The following is a 17,055-nucleotide window of genomic DNA, read 5'->3' on the forward strand; positions in this document are numbered from 1 at the left end:
GATACTGCCGTATCGGGCCCGGATACGGGAACCGCCCCCTTCGCATCCCCCGAAGGGGTGAAAAGGGGGCGGTTCCACTCAATGCGCCCCGTCAATGCGCCGGGTCGGCGCCGACGGGGGCGGTGCGGCGCGGGTCAGTCGCGGGCCTCGCCGAGCAGCTTCTGGATCCGGCTCACGCCCTCGGCCAGGTCGGCGTCGCCGAGCGCGTAGGACAGCCGCAGGTAGCCCGGGGTGCCGAAGGCCTCGCCGGGGACGACCGCGACCTCGGCCTCGTCCAGGATCAGCGCCGCCAGCTCGCCGGAGGTCTGCGGGCGCTTGCCGCGGATCTCCTTGCCCAGCACGCCCTTGACGGACGGGTAGGCGTAGAACGCGCCCTCGGGCTCGGGGCAGAGCACGCCCTCGATCTCGTTGAGCATCCGCACGATGGTCTTGCGGCGGCGGTCGAAGGCGGTGCGCATCTCCTCGACGGCCGTCAGGTCGCCGCTGACGGCGGCGATCGCGGCGCGCTGCGCGACGTTGGAGACGTTCGAGGTGGCGTGCGACTGCAGGTTGGTCGCGGCCTTGACGACGTCCTTGGGGCCGATCACCCAGCCCACCCGCCAGCCGGTCATCGCGTAGGTCTTGGCGACCCCGTTGACCACGATGGTCTTGTCGGCCAGCTCGGGCAGCAGGGCCGGCAGCGAGGTGAACGTCGCGTCGCCGTAGACCAGGTGCTCGTAGATCTCGTCGGTGAGCACCCAGAGGCCGTGCTCCAGCGCCCAGCGGCCGATCGCCTCGGCCTCGGCCTCGGTGTACACCGCGCCGGTCGGGTTGGACGGCGAGACGAAGAGCACCACCTTGGTGTTCTCGGTGCGGGCGGCCTCCAACTGCTCGACCGAGACCTTGTAGCCGGTGGTCTCGTCGGCCACGACCTCCACCGGCACACCGCCGGCCAGCTGCACCGACTCCGGGTAGGTGGTCCAGTACGGGGCCGGGATGATGACCTCGTCGCCCGGGTCGAGGATCGCGGCGAACGCCTCGTAGATCGCCTGCTTGCCACCGTTGGTCACCAGCACCTGGGAGGCGTCCACCTCGTAGCCGGAGTCGCGCAGCGTCTTGGCGGCGATCGCGGCCTTCAGCTCCGGCAGGCCGCCGGCCGGGGTGTAGCGGTGGTTCCTCGGGTCGCGGCAGGCCTCGACGGCCGTCTCGACGATGTAGTCCGGGGTCGGGAAGTCCGGCTCACCGGCACCGAAGCCGATCACCGGACGGCCGGCCGCCTTGAGGGCCTTGGCCTTGGCGTCGACGGCGAGGGTCGCGGACTCGGCGATGGCGCCGATCCGGGCGGAGACCCGTCGGTCGGCGGGGCGGACGGAACTGTCGGGCTGCGGGGTGGAAGCGCTCATGCCTGCATCGTCGCAGAACCGGGACGGACCGGGCATGGCGGTTTCACCATGCGTACCCGCTCGTCCACATGGCGGCCCGGACCTGCGACGGCTCGAAGAAAAGGTTCGACCAAACACCCCCGGACCACGTACACTCACTGCTCGACGGCCACCGAGAAGCCAAAGCTTCCACTGCCTGTACAGACAGCGGCGGGAGATGAGGTAGGTTGGTGGTCGCTACCGGAGCCGCGAGGCACCGTAGGGCAATAGCTCAATTGGTAGAGCACCGGTCTCCAAAACCGGCGGTTGGGGGTTCAAGTCCCTCTTGCCCTGCTGCTTGATCCGTATTCAGCCCGTTCGCTCCACAGAGCGAGCGGGCTTGATGCGGAGAGGGCACCGATCAGCACCCGCTTTAGCCGGCCGCTCGTGCCCTGTCGGGCACGCAGGTGATGCTCGGCAGGACCCGGATTCAGGTGAGGACGAGTGACGGAGACCACGGGCTCCACCGCAACGCCTGAGAGCGGCAACCCCGAGGGTGCCGACGGCGCTGCCGAGACCACGCCCGCCGAGGGCGATGAGAAGGCCCTTTCGCGCCGCGACCGCAAGCGGGCAGACCGTTCAGGCGACAAGAAGTCCGGCAAGCGGGCCAAGAAGGGCGCGTTCGCCCGTCTTGCCCTGTTCTACCGCCAGATCATCGCCGAACTGCGCAAGGTCGTCTGGCCCACCCGCAGCGAGCTGGTCAACTACACCACCGTCGTGGTCGTGTTCGTCGTCGTGGTGATGGCCTTCGTGGCCGGCCTCGACTACGGATTCTCCAAGCTCAGCCTCTGGATCTTCGGCTGACCGAGCGTCCCACCTGTGAAACAGCTTCCCGACCCGGGCCGATCCTCGGCCCGGGTCGAGCTGTCGGCGCCGAACGTACGAGGCCGCTACCGTTGACTCGGTACTGTTGAAGTCTCCGAGACGTCTCCTGGCGCCCGCGTGAGCGGAGCCGCGCCGAAGTCGATCCCGGAGCGCGCCACCTTCACCATCTCCAGGAAAGAAGCAGCCACCGTGTCTGAGTCCCCCCTGTACGACGCCGACGAGACCGTCCGCGAGGCGGATGTCGCCGCCGAGCTGGACGCGGCCGAGCTGGCTGTCGAAGCCGAGTCCGCCGAGCAGATCGTGGACGCCGCGGACAGCGACGAGGACGAGGCCGAGGCGTACGACGAGGCCGAGGCCGGCGAGCCCGCCGAGGAGGCCGCGCTGCACGTGGAGTCCGACGAGGAGCCCGCCGCCGAGGACGCCGACGAGGCCGCCGCCGACGAGGAGGCCACCGACGAGGCCGACGAGGAGGCCGAGCCGGCCGTCGAGGTCGACCCGGTCGCCAAGTTCCGCGAGGACCTGCGCTTCATGCCGGGCGAGTGGTACGTGATCCACACCTACGCCGGCTACGAGAACCGGGTGAAGCAGAACCTGGAGCAGCGCGCGGTCTCGCTGAACGTCGAGGAGTACATCTTCCAGGCCGAGGTGCCGCAGGAGGAGGTCGTCCAGATCAAGAACGGCGACCGCAAGACCATCCGCCAGAACAAGCTCCCCGGCTACGTCCTGGTGCGCATGGACCTCACCCCCGAGTCCTGGGGCGTCGTGCGGAACACCCCCGGTGTCACCGGCTTCGTCGGCAACGCCTACGACCCGTACCCGCTGACCCTGGACGAGGTCGTCAAGATGCTCGCCCCGGACGTGGAGCGCCAGGCGGCCAAGGAGGCCGGCAAGCCCTCCCCGGTCAAGCCCAGCGAGATCCAGGTGCTCGACTTCGAGGTCGGCGACTCGGTCACCGTCACCGACGGCCCGTTCGCGACCCTGCAGGCGACCATCAACGAGATCAACCCGGACTCGAAGAAGGTCAAGGGCCTGGTCGAGATCTTCGGCCGGGAGACCCCGGTCGAGCTCTCCTTCGACCAGATCCAGAAGAACTAGTACGAAGCCACTGCTTCGGGGCGGGGCTTCGGCCCCGCCCCGAAGTCGTTTTGGTCCAGCGGCGCATCCGCGTTAGCCTGGTCCGATGTGTGTGCAGGCGGCCGGGTGTCGCCCCGGCCTCGCACGCGCCAGCAATCACCTCTCGGAAGGACCCGGAGAGAAATGCCTCCCAAGAAGAAGAAGGTCACGGGGCTTATCAAGCTCCAGATCAACGCCGGTGCGGCCAACCCGGCGCCGCCGGTCGGCCCCGCGCTGGGCCAGCACGGCGTCAACATCATGGAGTTCTGCAAGGCCTACAACGCCGCGACCGAGTCGCAGCGCGGCATGATCGTGCCGGTGGAGATCACGGTCTACGACGACCGTTCCTTCACCTTCATCACGAAGACGCCGCCAGCCGCGCGCCTCATCCTGAAGGCCGCGGGCGTCGACAAGGGCTCCAGCGAGCCGCACAAGACCAAGGTCGCCAAGCTCACCAGCGCCCAGGTCCGCGAGATCGCCACGGTCAAGATGCCCGACCTGAACGCCAACGACCTGGACGCGGCGTCGAAGATCATCGCCGGCACCGCCCGGTCGATGGGCATCACCGTCGAGGGCTGACCAGCTCTTTTCGTCCCTGTGGTAGGGCCAGCGCGGCCCGTTGATACCACAACTCCATTCATCATTCAGGAGCAGCAGTGAAGCGCAGCAAGGCTCTGAAGGCCGCGGACGCTCAGGTCGACCGCGAGCGCCTTTACGCCCCCCTCGAGGCCATCCGCCTCGCCAAGGCGACCAGCACCACCAAGTTCGACGGCACCGTCGAGGTCGCCATGCGTCTGGGCGTCGACCCGCGCAAGGCCGACCAGATGGTCCGCAGCACCGTGATCCTCCCGCACGGCACCGGTAAGACCGCTCGGGTCCTGGTCTTCGCGACCGGCGAGCGTGCCGAGGCCGCGCGTGCTGCGGGCGCCGACATCGTCGGCTCCGACGAGCTCATCGACGAGGTCGCCAAGGGCCGCCTCGACTTCGACGCCGTCGTCGCCACCCCGGACCTCATGGGCAAGGTCGGCCGCCTCGGCCGCGTGCTCGGTCCCCGTGGCCTGATGCCGAACCCGAAGACCGGCACCGTGACCCCGGACGTGGCCAAGGCCGTGAACGAGATCAAGGGCGGCAAGATCGAGTTCCGCGTCGACAAGCACTCGAACCTGCACTTCATCATCGGTAAGGTCTCCTTCACCGACGAGCAGCTGGTCGAGAACTACGCCGCCGCGCTGGACGAGGTGCTCCGCGCCAAGCCGTCCGCCGCCAAGGGCCGCTACATCAAGAAGACCGCGGTCTCCACCACGATCGGCCCCGGCATCCAGGTGGACCCGAACCGCACCCGCAACCTCCTGGTCGAGGAGGACCCGGCCGCCCTCTGAGCCTCCCGCTCCGACCGGTAGCCGCGTCCTGGGCGCAGCAGTAGTCCGTACGACGGGCCCGTACCCCCTTCACCGGGGGTGCGGGCCCGTCGTCGTTCCCGGACCGGGACCGGGGCGGGGCGCGACCGGTGCGCGGTCCGTCGTACGCTCGGCCGGTCCGCGCATGTGATCGATCAGCCGACCGCCGGAGTGTTGCCGTGCCGCCAGCCCTTCGACCCGCCGCCCTCGTGGCGGCCCTGTTGCTGCTCGGCGCCACGGCGGCGTGCAGCGGGATGGGAGTGCCGGGGAACCGCACCCCCGACGGCGAGCGGGGCACCGTCCGGCCGCCCAAGCAGGTCCTGCTCTCGGCCGTCCGGACGCTGGACGACGCCGGCGGCGCGCGGGTCGACGTGGTCGAGGAGGGCCCGGCCGGGCGGCGCACCGCGAGCGGCACGCTGGTCTGGGGCGCCCGCGACACGGCCGATCTGACCGTCACCGACGAGCTGGGCACCGGCCTGCTGACCGCCCGGAACGGCGCGCTCGACCTCGCGTACCAGGGCGGGCCGGCCAGGCACGCGGACCGGGCCGACGCCGAGTCGCTCGACCCGCGCGCGGCGGCCGGCGCCGGCCCGGGCGGCTACGCGGGCGGCTGGATGACCGGGCTGGTCGCCAACCCGGGCGGCCGGGCGTACACGATGGCGCTGACCGGCAGGTTCACCTCGCTCGGTGGCGAGGAACTGGCCGGCGGCACGGTGGCGCACTACCGGGCCACCGCTCCGGTGACCGACTTCTTCGGCGCCGACCAGGGGCTCACCGCCGACCGGCTCGCCGCGGTGCTGGCCTACTACCGGGAACGCGGGGTCACGGCGATCGGCTACGACTTCTGGGTCGCGCCGGGGGACCGCCTGCTGCGGCTGCGCGCCACCGCCCAGGGGACCGGCGCGACCGTGGTCACCACGACGGACGTCTCCGAGCCCGGGGCGGGTACGGAGCCACCGGCCGCGACGGACTGAGCCGCCGGGGGCCGCGCGTTGTGGCCGGGCGGACCTGGCGATCCGTTAGAGTCCGCTGCACATGAGCTGAGAATCAGCTTGGAGTTCGATCACACGGGGGACCCCCCATGCGCGCTCCGCGCCTCGCTTCCGTCGCCGTCACCGCGGCCGACGTGACGGGCGAGGGGGAGGCCGGGGCGATCGGGATCCGGGTGGTCGGCACGGACGGCGACCTCGGCGGCGAGAAGGACCTGCTCGCGCTCTTCGGCCGAGCCCGCCCGGCTCGCGTACGAGGGGGGTGGCGGCGGCAGGTCGCGGAGCGGGTGGCATGGTGAGCGGGGAGCGGAGCCGCCGGGACGGGTGGCCGGTCGAAAGGGGAGTCGGGCAATGGTGGTGCGGCGGCGACTGGCGGCCACGGTGGCCGCCGTGCTGCTGGCGAGCGGTCTGACGGCGTGCGGCCAGGCCTCCGGCCTCTCGCCGGAGCCGTCCGGCACCCCGACCCCGACCGCGACCAGCGCCTCCCCGACCGGCCCGGCCAAGCCGACCGACCGGTCGCCGCACGGTGTCCTGCTCTCGGCCCAGCTCGCGATGCAGACCGCCCGCCGGGCCAAGGTCAGCTACCGGCTGGGGGCGGACGCCGGCTCCGGACCGCTGTTCTGGCAGCCGAAGACCGCCCTCCAGGTCAAACGTTCCACCCCGGCCGACGCCGAGCAGCTGATCGTCGTGGACACCGTGGCCTACCAGGGCGGCGACACCGCCACCGCGGCCCGGCTGGGCGGGAAGCACTGGGAGCGGTTCTCCGGCGAGCCGGGCCAGGACGGCCACCGGGAGATCCCGTACGCGGGGCTGATCGACCTGCTCAACCCGGTCGAGGCGCTGGCCGCCGCCACCGCCGAGGGGACGGACCCGCAGTACGTCGGCGAGGAGAAGTTCGACGACTCGACGGTGGAGCACTACCGGGTCACCACCAGCGCCGAGCGGTACGCGGCCGCCCAGACCCAGCTGAGCCAGGCCCGCCGGGACGGGCTGCGGGCCGCGCTGGCCCCCGGCGGCTCGGTCTCGCTGACCCTGGACCTCTGGCTGAACGACAAGGACCAGCTGGTCAAGCTGGAGCGCACGGGGACCGGGGACAGCGGCCGGGCGGACGACTCGGTGCTCTACACCGACTTCGCCGGCCCCCTCTCGGTGCAGGCCCCCGCCGAGGCGGACACCAAGGACGTCGGCACCCGCACCGTCTCCTCACTGGCCCGCTGACCGCGCCGCCGGCCGTTCCGAGGGGCCGACCTGCGCCGATTTGCCCCGGACGGCGGAGTACGGCTACTGTTACCGGAGCCAAAGACCGCTGGTTGTCGCCGTGCCTCCGCGAGGAGTACGGGACCGAAGGATCTGCGACTTGTCGCAGGCAGCCCGCGCAGGAGTGTTTGGAGCTTGGACTTCCGGGTTCGCGCGTCTCGCGTGCACCTGTCGAGGTCGAACTGAGCCCCGTGCGCCTGCGCACCGGGGCTCATCTGCTTTTCCGCAGGAGCTTTCCTTCCGTACGACCGGTCGGTCCGAGGCGCAGATGGTCGACTTTCGCGGTCGGCCCGACTTCGACATCACGGAAGGAGGCGTAAGCCTATGGCAAGGCCCGACAAGGCTGCCGCCGTCGCCGAGATCACGGACAAGTTCCGTGCCTCGAACGCGGCCGTGCTGACCGAGTACCGCGGTCTGACGGTGAAGCAGGTTAAGACCCTGCGTCGCTCGCTGGGTGACAACGCCCAGTACGCCGTGGTGAAGAACACGCTGACCAAGATCGCTGCCAACGAGGCCGGGATCACGGAGCTGGACGACCTGTTCGCGGGTCCGACGGCTGTTGCCTTCGTCACCGGTGACCCGGTGGAGTCGGCGAAGGCTCTGCGTGACTTCGCCAAGGAGAACCCCGCTCTCATCATCAAGGGCGGTGTCCTTGACGGCAAGGCGCTGACCGCCGATGAGATCAAGAAGCTCGCGGACCTCGAGTCCCGCGAGGTGCTGCTCGCCAAGCTGGCCGGCGCCATGAAGGGCAAGCAGTCGCAGGCTGCCGCGCTCTTCCAGGCCCTGCCCTCGAAGCTCGTCCGCACTGTGGACGCGCTTCGCGACAAGGTCGAGCAGGGCGGTGCCGGTACGCCGGCTCCCGCCGCCGAGGACGAGGCCGCGGAGTAGTACCACCATGTCCCTCCAGGACGTGGCCGCAGGCTGACCGCCTCGCTGCGGGCCCGTGCCCGCCCAACCCGTACATACGGCACCACCTGCCGATTTAGTGGAAGGACGCCAATCATGGCGAAGCTGTCCCAGGACGAGCTGCTCGCGCAGTTCGAGGAGCTCACCCTCATCGAGCTCGCCGCCTTCGTGAAGGCCTTCGAGGAGAAGTTCGACGTCACCGCTGCCGCCCCGGTCGCCGTGGGCATCGCTGCCCCGGGCGCCCCGGTCGAGGCCGCTGAGGAGCAGGACGAGTTCGACGTCATCCTCGAGGGTGCCGGCGACAAGAAGATCCAGGTCATCAAGGAGGTGCGCACCCTGACCTCCCTCGGCCTGAAGGAGGCCAAGGACCTCGTTGACACCGCTGGTGCCAAGGTCCTGGAGAAGGTTGCCAAGGACGTTGCCGAGAAGGCCAAGGCCGCCCTCGAGGCCGCCGGCGCCAAGGTCACCGTCAAGTGACTTGTTCCCGGCCCTGACGGCCGGGAGGCAGTACCCCCGAGCCCCCTCTGAGGGGGCCCGAGGCCGGGCCGATCACCCTTGCGGGTGGTCGGCCCGGCCTTTTCGCGTACCCGGCCCCAGCGGGCCCCCGGGAGGCCCGCCGCCAGTGTGGCCGAGAGCCCACTCGGCACTGTCGGTGCGGGCGGGTATGGTGATCGCTGTCATCGTCTGTGGCCCCCACCACGGCTTCTGTAACGCCAGGGGGCTTCCGGCCGATGGACGGGTCGAGGTCCGCGCCGGAGGCCGGCCCTTGACGAACCAGGCGCGGCGCGCGATTCTCAAGGCGCGAGTCCGCCCGGTTGGTTCGCCGCTGGATGCATAACCAGCGGCTTCAGCGGGAAGTGACTCCACGTGAGTTATGGGGCCCGGCGGTGTCCGGGCCAGTGCAGTACCCGGTGGACGTACGCGTCCGCCGGCTACCGGGAGGAGTCTCCGATTCGGTCTCCGAATCAGAGCTGGACAGCAGTGTGCCGTTTGGCTACACTGTCCCTTTGCGCTGCCTGTTAGCTGCTCCGTGACTCGTCGCCCGGAGTCGGCGTTGCCCTGAAGGGGTCTGGCACTGCCTTCGCAAAACGGCTCTGACCTGGGATTTCGATCCCGGCGGAGGCCAGTGGCGGAAGGCGGCACCAAACCCGTCCAGGCCCGGCTGGTACGCGCGCAGTGAGCTCCGAGCCCTCGGAAGGACCCCCCTCTTGGCCGCGCCGCGCAACGCCTCGAACAATTCCGCCGCATCCACCGCCCCGCTCCGCGTCTCGTTCGCGAAGATCAAGGAGCCCCTTGAGGTCCCGAACCTCCTGGCCCTGCAGACCGAGAGCTTTGACTGGCTGCTCGGCAACGCGGCCTGGAAGTCCCGGGTCGAGGCGGCCCTGGAGAGTGGTCAGGACGTCCCCACGAAGTCCGGTCTGGAGGAGATCTTCGAAGAGATCTCCCCGATCGAGGACTTCAGTGGGTCGATGTCGCTGACCTTCCGCGACCACCGTTTCGAGCCGCCGAAGAACTCGATTGACGAGTGCAAGGACCGCGACTTCACGTTCGCCGCCCCGCTCTTCGTCACGGCCGAGTTCACGAACAACGAGACCGGTGAGATCAAGTCTCAGACGGTCTTCATGGGTGACTTCCCGCTCATGACCCACAAGGGCACGTTCGTGATCAACGGCACCGAGCGTGTCGTCGTCTCCCAGCTCGTCCGTTCCCCCGGTGTCTACTTCGACTCCACCCTGGACAAGGTGTCCGACAAGGACATCTACTCCTGCAAGGTCATCCCCTCGCGTGGTGCCTGGCTCGAGATGGAGATCGACAAGCGTGACATGGTCGGTGTCCGCATCGACCGCAAGCGCAAGCAGTCCGTCACGGTGCTGCTCAAGGCTCTCGGCTGGACCAACGAGATGATTCTCGAGGAGTTCGGCGAGTACGAGTCGATGCGCGCCACCCTGGAGAAGGACCACACCCAGGGCCAGGACGACGCGCTGCTGGACATCTACCGCAAGCTGCGTCCGGGCGAGCCGCCCACGCGTGAGGCCGCGCAGACGCTGCTCGAGAACCTCTACTTCAACCCGAAGCGCTACGACCTCGCGAAGGTCGGCCGCTACAAGGTCAACCGCAAGCTGGGCAACGCCGAGTCGCTGGACTCCGGCGTGCTCACCGAGCCCGACATCATCGGTGCGATCAAGTACCTGGTGAAGCTGCACGCGGGCGAGACCGAGTGGCGTGACGACGCCGGCCGCGACATCGTGGTCGAGGTCGACGACATCGACCACTTCGGCAACCGCCGCCTGCGCAACGTCGGCGAGCTCATCCAGAACCAGGTCCGTACGGGTCTCGCCCGTATGGAGCGCGTCGTGCGCGAGCGCATGACCACCCAGGACGTCGAGGCGATCACGCCGCAGACCCTGATCAACATCCGGCCGGTCGTCGCCTCCATCAAGGAGTTCTTCGGCACCAGCCAGCTGTCGCAGTTCATGGACCAGACGAACCCGCTGTCGGGCCTGACCCACAAGCGCCGTCTGTCCGCCCTCGGCCCCGGCGGTCTCTCCCGTGAGCGCGCCGGCTTCGAGGTCCGTGACGTGCACCCCTCGCACTACGGCCGCATGTGTCCGATCGAGACCCCCGAAGGCCCGAACATCGGTCTGATCGGGTCGCTGGCCTCGTACGGCCGGGTCAACGCCTTCGGCTTCATCGAGACCCCGTACCGCAAGGTCGTCGACGGTGTGGTCACCGAGCAGGTGGACTACCTCACCGCCGACGAGGAGGACCGCTACGTCATCGCCCAGGCGAACGCCCCGCTGACCGCGGACCTGCACTTCGCCGAGCCGCGTGTCCTGGTCCGCCGCCGTGGCGGCGAGATCGACTACATCCCGGGCAGCGAGATCGACTACATGGACGTCTCGCCGCGCCAGATGGTGTCGGTCGCGACCGCCATGATCCCGTTCCTCGAGCACGACGACGCCAACCGCGCGCTCATGGGCTCGAACATGATGCGCCAGGCGGTGCCGCTGCTGAAGAGCGAGGCCCCGCTGGTCGGCACCGGCATGGAGTACCGCTGCGCGGTCGACGCCGCCGATGTCATCACGGCCGAGAAGGCGGGTGTCGTCCAGGAGGTCTCGGCCGACTACGTCACCGTGGCCAACGACGACGGCACGTACACCACGTACCGCGCCGCCAAGTTCACCCGCTCCAACCAGGGCACCGCCTTCAACCAGAAGGTGCTCGTGGACGAGGGCGCCCGGGTCGAGTCCGGCCAGGTGCTCGCGGACGGTCCCTGCACCGACGAGGGCGAGATGGCCCTCGGCAAGAACCTGCTCGTGGCGTTCATGTCCTGGGAGGGTCACAACTACGAGGACGCGATCATCCTGTCGCAGCGCCTCGTGCAGGACGACGTCCTCTCCTCGATCCACATCGAGGAGCACGAGGTCGACGCCCGTGACACCAAGCTGGGCCCCGAGGAGATCACCCGGGACATCCCGAACGTCTCCGAGGAGGTCCTCGCCGACCTCGACGAGCGCGGCATCATCCGCATCGGCGCCGATGTCGTCACCGGCGACATCCTGGTCGGCAAGGTCACCCCGAAGGGTGAGACCGAGCTGACCCCGGAGGAGCGCCTGCTGCGCGCGATCTTCGGAGAGAAGGCCCGTGAGGTCCGCGACACCTCGCTCAAGGTGCCGCACGGTGAGTCCGGCAAGGTCATCGGCGTCCGCGTCTTCGACCGCGAAGAGGGCGACGAGCTGCCCCCGGGCGTGAACCAGCTGGTCCGCGTCTACGTGGCCCAGAAGCGCAAGATCACCAACGGTGACAAGCTCGCCGGCCGTCACGGCAACAAGGGCGTCATCTCCAAGATCCTGCCGGTCGAGGACATGCCGTTCCTGGAGGACGGCACCCCGGTCGACATCATCCTGAACCCGCTGGGTGTCCCGTCCCGAATGAACCCGGGACAGGTCCTGGAGATCCACCTCGGGTGGCTCGCCAAGCAGGGCTGGGACGTCTCCGGTCTCGCCGACGAGTGGGCCCAGCGCCTGCAGGCGATCGGCGCCGACACCGTCGAGGGTGGCACCAACCTCGCCACCCCGGTCTTCGACGGCGCCCGCGAGGACGAGATCACCGGCCTGCTGGACAACACCACCCTCACCCGTGACGGTGAGCGCCTGGTGAACTCCACCGGTAAGGCCCGGCTGTTCGACGGCCGCTCCGGCGAGCCGTTCCCGATGCCGGTCTCGGTCGGCTACATGTACATCCTCAAGCTGCACCACCTGGTCGACGACAAGCTGCACGCCCGTTCGACCGGTCCGTACTCGATGATCACCCAGCAGCCGCTCGGTGGTAAGGCGCAGTTCGGTGGTCAGCGCTTCGGTGAGATGGAGGTGTGGGCCCTTGAGGCGTACGGCGCGGCCTACGCGCTGCAGGAACTGCTCACCATCAAGTCCGACGACGTTCTCGGCCGCGTGAAGGTCTACGAGGCCATCGTCAAGGGCGAGAACATCCCCGAGCCCGGCATTCCCGAGTCCTTCAAGGTGCTCATCAAGGAAATGCAGTCGCTCTGCCTCAACGTGGAGGTGCTGTCCTCGGACGGCCAGTCCATCGAGATGCGGGACTCCGACGAGGACGTGTTCCGCGCCGCCGAGGAGCTCGGCATCGACCTGTCCCGGCGCGAGCCCAGCAGCGTCGAAGAGGTCTGACGGAGGTTGGGCCGGCTGCCCGCTGAGCAGCCGGCCCGCCCCCAGGCCCCCCTCAGACCACATGAACGACTCTCGACTTACGAAAGAGGGCTTGACGACCAGTGCTTGACGTCAACTTCTTCGACGAGCTCCGCATCGGCCTGGCCACCGCCGACGACATCCGCCAGTGGTCGCACGGCGAGGTCAAGAAGCCGGAGACCATCAACTACCGCACCCTGAAGCCCGAAAAGGACGGCCTCTTCTGCGAGAAGATCTTCGGCCCGACCCGGGACTGGGAGTGCTACTGCGGTAAGTACAAGCGCGTCCGCTTCAAGGGCATCATCTGTGAGCGCTGCGGCGTCGAGGTGACCCGCGCCAAGGTGCGCCGTGAGCGGATGGGCCACATCGAGCTGGCCGCTCCGGTCACCCACATCTGGTACTTCAAGGGTGTCCCGTCGCGTCTGGGCTACCTGCTCGACCTGGCGCCGAAGGACCTCGAGAAGGTCATCTACTTCGCCGCCTACATGATCACCTGGGTGGACGACGAGCGCCGTCAGCGCGACCTCCCGTCCCTGGAGGCGCACGTCTCGGTCGAGCGTCAGCAGATCGAGAACCGCCGCGACTCCGACCTCGAGGCCCGTGCCAAGAAGGCCGAGACCGACCTGGCCGAGCTGGAGGCCGAGGGCGCCAAGGCCGACGTGCGCCGCAAGGTGCGCGAGGGCGCCGAGCGCGAGATGAAGCAGCTGCGCGACCGCGCGCAGCGCGAGCTCGACCGCCTCGACGAGGTGTGGGCCCGCTTCAAGAACCTCAAGGTCCAGGACCTCGAGGGCGACGAGCTGCTCTACCGCGAGCTGCGCGACCGCTTCGGCACCTACTTCTCCGGCTCGATGGGCGCGGCGGCCCTCAAGGACCGCCTCGAGACCTTCGACCTGGCGGAGGAGTCCGAGCGCCTGCGCGAGATCATCCGCACCGGCAAGGGCCAGAAGAAGACCCGTGCGCTGAAGCGCCTCAAGGTCGTCTCCGCGTTCCTGCAGACCACCAACAAGCCCAACGGCATGGTGCTGGACTGCGTCCCGGTCATCCCGCCGGACCTGCGTCCGATGGTGCAGCTGGACGGTGGCCGCTTCGCGACCTCCGACCTGAACGACCTGTACCGCCGCGTCATCAACCGCAACAACCGCCTGAAGCGCCTGCTCGACCTCGGTGCCCCCGAGATCATCGTGAACAACGAGAAGCGCATGCTCCAGGAGGCCGTCGACGCGCTGTTCGACAACGGCCGCCGCGGCCGTCCGGTCACCGGCCCGGGCAACCGCCCGCTGAAGTCCCTCAGCGACATGCTGAAGGGCAAGCAGGGTCGTTTCCGTCAGAACCTGCTCGGCAAGCGAGTCGACTACTCGGCCCGTTCGGTCATCGTCGTCGGCCCGCAGCTCAAGCTGCACCAGTGCGGTCTGCCCAAGGCCATGGCGCTGGAGCTCTTCAAGCCGTTCGTGATGAAGCGCCTGGTCGACCTGAACCACGCGCAGAACATCAAGTCGGCCAAGCGCATGGTCGAGCGCGCGCGCCCGGTCGTGTGGGACGTCCTCGAAGAGGTCATCGCCGAGCACCCGGTTCTGCTGAACCGTGCGCCCACCCTGCACCGCCTCGGCATCCAGGCCTTCGAGCCGCAGCTGGTCGAGGGCAAGGCCATCCAGATCCACCCGCTCGTCTGCACCGCGTTCAACGCGGACTTCGACGGCGACCAGATGGCCGTCCACCTGCCGCTCTCCGCGGAGGCGCAGGCCGAGGCCCGCATCCTGATGCTGTCCTCGAACAACATCCTGAAGCCGGCCGACGGTCGCCCCGTCACCATGCCGACCCAGGACATGGTGCTCGGTCTGTTCTTCCTCACCTCGGACCGCGAGAACGTGAAGGGCGCCGGCCGCACCTTCTCGTCGACCGCCGAGGCGATCATGGCCTTCGACGCCCGCGAGCTGGACGTCCAGGCCCCGATCGAGCTGCGTCTGCCGATCGGCACCGTCCCGCCGCGCGGCTGGACCCCGCCGGTGGACGAGGACGGCCAGTCGTCCTGGTTCGAGGGCGAGTCCTTCCGCCTGAGCACCACCCTGGGCCGCGCGCTCTTCAACGAGCTGCTGCCCGAGGACTACCCGTTCGTCGACTACGAGGTGGGCAAGAAGCAGCTCTCCGCGATCGTCAACGACCTGGCCGAGCGCTACCCGAAGGTCGTCGTCGCGGCGACCCTGGACAACCTGAAGGCGGCCGGCTTCCACTGGTCGACCCGTTCCGGTGTCACCGTCTCGATCTCCGACGTCGTCGTCCCGCCGAGCAAGGGCCAGATCCTTGAGGGCTACGAGGCGCAGGCCGAGAAGATCCAGAAGCAGTACGAGCGCGGTCTGATCACCAACGACGAGCGCAAGCAGGAGCTCATCGGCATCTGGACCCGGGCGACCAACGAGGTCGCCGAGGCCATGAACGAGAACTTCCCGAAGACGAACCCCATCTTCATGATGGTCGACTCGGGTGCTCGTGGAAACATGATGCAGATGCGCCAGATCGCCGGTATGCGTGGTCTGGTGTCGAACGCGAAGAACGAGACGATCGCCCGTCCCATCAAGGCGTCGTTCCGTGAGGGCCTGTCCGTGCTGGAGTACTTCATCTCCACCCACGGTGCCCGTAAGGGTCTGGCCGACACCGCTCTGCGTACCGCCGACTCCGGTTACCTCACCCGTCGTCTGGTCGACGTCTCCCAGGACGTCATCATTCGCGAGGAGGACTGCGGCACCGAGCGCGGCCTGAAGCTGGCGATCGGCTCCGTGGGCGTCGACGGTGTGCTCCGCAAGGCCGACGACGTCGAGACCAGCGTCTACGCCCGCATGCTCGCCGAGGACATCACGGTGGACGGCAAGCTCCTTGCCACCGTCAACACCGACCTCGGTGACGTGCTGATCGACGAGCTGATCCGCCACGGCATCGGCGAGGTCAAGACCCGCTCGATCCTGACCTGTGAGTCGGCCGTCGGCACCTGCGCCATGTGCTACGGGCGTTCGCTGGCCACCGGCAAGCTGGTCGACATCGGTGAGGCGGTCGGCATCATCGCCGCCCAGTCCATCGGTGAGCCCGGTACCCAGCTGACCATGCGTACCTTCCACACCGGTGGTGTGGCCGGTGACGACATCACCCAGGGTCTGCCCCGTGTCGTCGAGCTCTTCGAGGCCCGTACCCCCAAGGGTGTGGCCCCGATCTCGGAGGCCCAGGGCCGGGTCCGCATCGAGGACACCGAGAAGACCCGCAAGCTGGTCGTCACGCCGGACGACGGCACCGACGAGATCGCCTACCCGGTCTCCAAGCGTGTGAAGCTGCTCGTCAGCGAGGGCGAGGCGGTCGAGGTCGGCCAGAAGCTGACCATGGGTGCCACCAACCCGCACGACGTGCTGCGGATCATGGGCCAGCGTGCCGTCCAGATCCACCTGGTCGCCGAGGTCCAGAAGGTCTACAACTCGCAGGGTGTGTCGATCCACGACAAGCACATCGAGATCATCATCCGGCAGATGCTCCGCCGTGTGACGATCATCGAGTCGGGCGACGCCGAGCTGCTCCCGGGCGAGCTCGTCGAGCGCGGCCGCTTCGAGACCGAGAACCGTCGGGTGGTCTCCGAGGGCGGTCACCCCGCCTCCGGCCGTCCGCAGCTGATGGGTATCACCAAGGCCTCGCTGGCCACCGAGTCCTGGCTGTCGGCCGCCTCCTTCCAGGAGACGACCCGGGTCCTCACCGACGCGGCGATCCACGCCAAGTCGGACCCGCTGCTGGGCCTCAAGGAGAACGTCATCCTCGGTAAGCTCATCCCGGCCGGTACGGGTCTGCCCCGCTACCGCAACATCCGGGTCGAGCCGACCGAAGAGGCCAAGGCCGCGATGTACTCGGCCGTCGGCTACGACGACTACGACCTGTCGCCCTTCGGCGCCGGCTCCGGCCAGGCGGTTCCGCTGGACGACTACGACTACGGCCCCTACACGGGCTGACGGTCTCGTACCGCAGGGCGGTCACCCCGATTCGGGGTGGCCGCCCTGCGGCGTTTCGGGGGCGGTCACCGCCGGGCGGGACGGTCGGGTACGCGGGTTGTCGCTACCGGGCCGGCTCGTCGGTGAATGGCGTAAATCGCCTCCGCCCGGCGGTGTTTCGCCCGGCTGCCCGGTGCGGCCCGAGGGGCCCGGGGAAACCGATTCGGTTTCCCGGCCGAAGTAGCGTAGAGTCAGGTTTACCGACGCGGGGTGGAGCAGCTCGGTAGCTCGCTGGGCTCATAACCCAGAGGTCGCAGGTTCAAATCCTGTCCCCGCTACTGCAGTGAAGGGCCCGGAGGCATTTCGCCTCCGGGCCCTTCGGCATTTCCGGGCGGGTGGGGCGAAGCCTGTGGTTCCAACTCGGTCTCGGCTTCCGAAGCCGTTTCAGAACGGGCGCGGAAGGCGCCTAGGCTTTCCCGGGCACACATTTCCTCCATGTCTTCTCCTTT

General features: G+C 68.8%; 12 protein-coding genes and 2 tRNA genes. 13 read left to right on the top strand and 1 reads right to left on the bottom strand.

Annotated elements, in window-relative coordinates; all coding sequences use genetic code 11:
• Window positions 1–134 precede the first annotated feature (134 nt).
• Entirely contained in the window at window positions 135–1,382 is a 1,248-nt protein-coding gene (locus ACIP82_RS18905) for a pyridoxal phosphate-dependent aminotransferase (protein ID WP_363605861.1), read from the bottom strand.
• 239 nt (window positions 1,383–1,621) lie between these two features.
• Here ACIP82_RS18905 and ACIP82_RS18910 point away from each other — a divergent pair.
• From ACIP82_RS18910 to ACIP82_RS18970, 13 genes are all read left to right on the top strand, one after another.
• A tRNA-Trp gene (locus ACIP82_RS18910) sits at window positions 1,622–1,694 on the top strand.
• Between the two features lie 150 nt (window positions 1,695–1,844).
• Window positions 1,845–2,204, top strand: a complete 360-nt coding sequence (secE, locus tag ACIP82_RS18915) for a preprotein translocase subunit SecE (RefSeq protein WP_363605860.1) — start codon at window positions 1,845–1,847, stop codon at window positions 2,202–2,204.
• A 210-nt stretch (window positions 2,205–2,414) separates the two neighbouring features.
• Complete coding sequence (gene nusG / locus ACIP82_RS18920) at window positions 2,415–3,320, top strand: transcription termination/antitermination protein NusG (protein ID WP_400654499.1); 906 nt, start codon at window positions 2,415–2,417, stop codon at window positions 3,318–3,320.
• 162 nt (window positions 3,321–3,482) lie between these two features.
• The gene (gene rplK / locus ACIP82_RS18925) at window positions 3,483–3,917 is read left to right on the top strand and encodes a 50S ribosomal protein L11 (RefSeq protein ID WP_363605859.1); all 435 of its coding nucleotides are present in this window, start codon (window positions 3,483–3,485) and stop codon (window positions 3,915–3,917) included.
• A 77-nt stretch (window positions 3,918–3,994) separates the two neighbouring features.
• Window positions 3,995–4,717 carry a 50S ribosomal protein L1 gene (gene rplA, locus ACIP82_RS18930; RefSeq protein ID WP_363605858.1) on the top strand — a complete coding sequence of 241 codons (723 nt, stop codon included), beginning with the start codon at window positions 3,995–3,997 and terminating at the stop codon, window positions 4,715–4,717.
• 197 nt (window positions 4,718–4,914) lie between these two features.
• Window positions 4,915–5,709 (top strand): hypothetical protein, encoded by a 795-nt coding sequence (locus tag ACIP82_RS18935; RefSeq protein WP_400654502.1) that lies wholly within the window; start codon window positions 4,915–4,917, stop codon window positions 5,707–5,709.
• A gap of 107 nt (window positions 5,710–5,816) precedes the next feature.
• Complete coding sequence (locus ACIP82_RS18940; protein ID WP_400654504.1) at window positions 5,817–6,023, top strand: hypothetical protein; 207 nt, start codon at window positions 5,817–5,819, stop codon at window positions 6,021–6,023.
• Between the two features lie 52 nt (window positions 6,024–6,075).
• Window positions 6,076–6,942, top strand: a complete 867-nt coding sequence (locus tag ACIP82_RS18945; RefSeq protein WP_400654506.1) for a hypothetical protein — start codon at window positions 6,076–6,078, stop codon at window positions 6,940–6,942.
• Window positions 6,943–7,305: 363 nt separating this feature from the next.
• Window positions 7,306–7,869, top strand: a complete 564-nt coding sequence (gene rplJ, locus ACIP82_RS18950) for a 50S ribosomal protein L10 (RefSeq protein ID WP_363605851.1) — start codon at window positions 7,306–7,308, stop codon at window positions 7,867–7,869.
• A 114-nt stretch (window positions 7,870–7,983) separates the two neighbouring features.
• The gene (gene rplL / locus ACIP82_RS18955; protein ID WP_363605850.1) at window positions 7,984–8,364 is read left to right on the top strand and encodes a 50S ribosomal protein L7/L12; all 381 of its coding nucleotides are present in this window, start codon (window positions 7,984–7,986) and stop codon (window positions 8,362–8,364) included.
• Between the two features lie 731 nt (window positions 8,365–9,095).
• The gene (rpoB, locus tag ACIP82_RS18960) at window positions 9,096–12,572 is read left to right on the top strand and encodes a DNA-directed RNA polymerase subunit beta (RefSeq protein WP_363605848.1); all 3,477 of its coding nucleotides are present in this window, start codon (window positions 9,096–9,098) and stop codon (window positions 12,570–12,572) included.
• A gap of 101 nt (window positions 12,573–12,673) precedes the next feature.
• Complete coding sequence (locus ACIP82_RS18965; RefSeq protein WP_400654509.1) at window positions 12,674–16,567, top strand: DNA-directed RNA polymerase subunit beta'; 3,894 nt, start codon at window positions 12,674–12,676, stop codon at window positions 16,565–16,567.
• Between the two features lie 243 nt (window positions 16,568–16,810).
• A tRNA-Met gene (locus ACIP82_RS18970) sits at window positions 16,811–16,884 on the top strand.
• The last annotated feature ends 171 nt before the right edge of the window (window positions 16,885–17,055 follow it).

Source organism: Kitasatospora sp. NPDC088548 (genome assembly GCF_044753005.1).
Classification (GTDB): Bacteria; Actinomycetota; Actinomycetes; order Streptomycetales; family Streptomycetaceae; genus Kitasatospora.

Coding starts and splice junctions, on each gene's coding strand:
- ACIP82_RS18905 (WP_363605861.1), bottom strand. CDS start 1,382: ATGAGCGCTTCCACCCCGCAGCCCGACAGTTCCGTCCGCCCCGCCGAC.
- rplK (WP_363605859.1), top strand. CDS start 3,483: ATGCCTCCCAAGAAGAAGAAGGTCACGGGGCTTATCAAGCTCCAGATC.
- ACIP82_RS18940 (WP_400654504.1), top strand. CDS start 5,817: ATGCGCGCTCCGCGCCTCGCTTCCGTCGCCGTCACCGCGGCCGACGTG.
- ACIP82_RS18945 (WP_400654506.1), top strand. CDS start 6,076: ATGGTGGTGCGGCGGCGACTGGCGGCCACGGTGGCCGCCGTGCTGCTG.
- rplJ (WP_363605851.1), top strand. CDS start 7,306: ATGGCAAGGCCCGACAAGGCTGCCGCCGTCGCCGAGATCACGGACAAG.
- rplL (WP_363605850.1), top strand. CDS start 7,984: ATGGCGAAGCTGTCCCAGGACGAGCTGCTCGCGCAGTTCGAGGAGCTC.